This is a genomic window from Chamaesiphon sp. OTE_20_metabat_361 (assembly GCF_031364565.1).
Window position 1 is genome coordinate 1 of record NZ_JANLWO010000242.1, and the last position, 2,810, is coordinate 2,810.

At 44.7% G+C, this 2,810-nt stretch carries 3 protein-coding genes; 1 reads left to right on the forward strand and 2 read right to left on the reverse strand.

What is annotated here, in order from left to right:
- Both uppS and RMO35_RS07105 read right to left on the reverse strand, forming a co-directional pair.
- The coding region (uppS, locus tag RMO35_RS07100; protein WP_309739645.1) for a polyprenyl diphosphate synthase at positions 1-396 on the reverse strand (396 nt) is incomplete at its 3' end.
- 15 nt (positions 397-411) lie between these two features.
- Positions 412-1,365 (reverse strand): ferritin-like domain-containing protein, encoded by a 954-nt coding sequence (locus RMO35_RS07105; RefSeq protein ID WP_309739646.1) that lies wholly within the window; start codon positions 1,363-1,365, stop codon positions 412-414.
- Positions 1,366-1,583: 218 nt separating this feature from the next.
- Here RMO35_RS07105 and RMO35_RS07110 point away from each other — a divergent pair.
- A partial coding sequence (locus RMO35_RS07110; RefSeq protein ID WP_396135621.1) for an AAA family ATPase occupies positions 1,584-2,810 on the forward strand: 1,227 nt, incomplete at its 3' end.

Consider the following 2,810-nt stretch of genomic DNA (forward strand, 5'->3'; position numbering starts at 1 on the left):
AGTGGTCTCGATCGACTTATCCATCATTTTTTGGAGACTAATCGGAACTTGAGATCGATCGCCTAAAAATCTAATTCTAACTCCTTCTAGATGTAATTGGGCGAGTTCGCTATCTAACAATCCTTCAAATAATCGCATCAAAAAATCAACTTCTGCTGCTGGTCTGCCCCAGTTTTCGGTGGAGAAAGCATAGACGGTAAAATTAGCAATTCCCCAATCTTTACAACAGCGTAATAATGACTTGACTGTTTTGGCACCTTGCTGGTGTCCGGCAATTCGCGGCAAGCCCTGTTTTTTTGCCCAGCGTCCATTGCCGTCCATAATGGCGGCGACATGCTGAGGCATTTTAGCTGCATCTAAAATTGCGGGGAGTTTAGTAATTAATTGAGTACTCATATTGTTGATTATTAATTAGTTGTAATTTGGCGATCGAGTGTTGACAGGGACTGCTCCAAAAATTTGTTCGAGTGCAACAGGCGTTAAGCTTTGATGCCAAGCTAAGAGTCGAGTTATAACTAGATAAAAAATTGTAACTATTTGCCAACGGTGTTGGAGTTGCCAGTGTTGCCAGTGCAGCACAGATAACATCCGTTGATAAGTTTTAATTAAATTGCCACCAGCAGATCGACGTGGTAGCAGTTGTCTGCAACCGTGAATAAATCGCTGCCCTTTGGGGTATGGATATAGCCAGATTCCAAACCCCCAAAATTTAATTAAATGGTTAATTTCATCTGTGAGCAGTTCTTCTAATACTTGTCTGAGTGTTCCTGTAGAATGTCCAATTAACCACAGATATAAACAGGCAGCACCATATTCAGTAAAGATTCGCGATAAACCATGACGATAAAGATCCGCATCAGGGCAATCTGTTGGTTGATAGGCTCGTGCTTGTTTGGGATTGAGTCGTACCTTCTCACCACTGATACGCTCGTAGATAGCGATTAATGCTGGGGCATGGCGACATTCTTCTAGTTCCCACATCCCCTTAGATTGGGAATTACCGACAGCATCGACTCTGCCACCCACAAATTCGGCCATCTGGGGATGAATGGCATCGAGATATTGCCGACTGGTGTGGGTATAATCTCGAATAGGTGCCTCTGTATCGATCGCGCCTTGGAGAATCGCTAAAAATAGTGGGGTATCGATGCCAGTTATCTGCGTTGAGTCGATACTTTGCCATTCAATTCGCGCCCAGCGACGCGGTTGTGGATGTGCGAATTGTTGGGGTAATTCTTGTAAGCGATCGGTCAAATAACTTGGATTAAAATAAGTATTAATAAATTCTTTAATTGTTGAAGAAAATTCCGAATGATGTCGATCTTTTTGATGGCGTTGCTGCTGGTATAGTGGCAGTAAAATCATGACTTACAGACCAGGATTGAGGTGTTAATCCAAATATAAACTCGCACCTCAATCCTGTCAGTCGGATCTTGTCGGCAATCCCGACTCGATCGAAAGTCTGAAAAAGTCGGGAATGAATAGTCAATAATGAGTAGTTATCAAAATGTATGGGTGCGTTATCCTCCGGAGTAACACACCCTACAGCTACCCTCTACCCGCTACCCTCTACCCCCTCTTAGATGAACGTCGAGACTGCAATAAATTGGATCGATCGATCGATCGAGATCGAGACTGGAAGACATCTGAGCGATCTTCAGATTTTTATTATCAGTCAGGTATGGCAGGGGAAAAAGTATCTAGATATGGCTGCTGAGTATCATTGTACGGAGGGACACGTCAAAGATATCGCGGCGGCACTGTGGCAATTATTATCCCAACTATTAGGAGAACGGGTCACTAAAACTAATCTCAAGTCGATCTTACAACGGCATATCATACCGCTTGCGCAGTCAAGTTCGCTCGTCAATTATCAATTTATCGGTCGCGAGCAGGCAACTGCTAGCCTAGACGAACTAATCCAACAGGGACAAAGATCGATCGTCATTCAGGGTGAAGGCGGTGTTGGTAAAACGATGTTAGCTCAGCAATATCTGCAAACTTGTGGTTGCGACGCGATTTTAGAGTTATCGATGGCGAAGGAAACCGCCCAAATTACCCCGGCTGAAATCGTGCTAGAGGAGTGGTTGGGGCAAGATTTAGGAATAGACCCCGGGCGAGAGTTTGGGGTGGCTTTATTACGCTTAAAACGGCAACTGAGCGCATGTAAAATTGGGGTATTAATCGATAACCTGGAGCCAGCATTGGATCGGGATGGTCGGTTTGTAGATGCCCATCGCAGTTATCTAGAATTACTCCGAGTTTTGACCGATCGACAGTTAGCTGGAGTTACCCTGATTACCAGTCGCGACAGGTTGTGTGAAATCGATCTCAATTTGACTCATTATCGGCTATCGGGATTGGATCTACCTACTTGGCAAACTTATTTTAACTATCGACAGATCGCCACTACCCCGAGCGCCATTGCGCCATTACATCAAGCTTATGGTGGTAATGCGAAGGCAATGGATATTATTGCTGGCAATATTTGTACTGATTTCGACCGCGAGCTGAATGTCTATCTAGCCAGCGCAGATCGCACTGTTGAGACTGGATTGAGGCAATTAATTATCACTCAATTCGATCGCCTTCAATCTTTAGATCCCGACGCTTATCGGTTGCTCTGTCGGGCGGGTGCTTATCGTTATCAAGATTTAAGTAGAGTCCCAGTAGCTGCACTGTCGAGCTTATTATGGGATGTCACACTCGAACGCCAGCTATCTGTAGTTAATTCGCTCAAGAACCGCTCCTTAATTGAATTTCAGTCTGGTATGTATTGGCTGCATCCAGCCATCCGCGAGATCGCGATC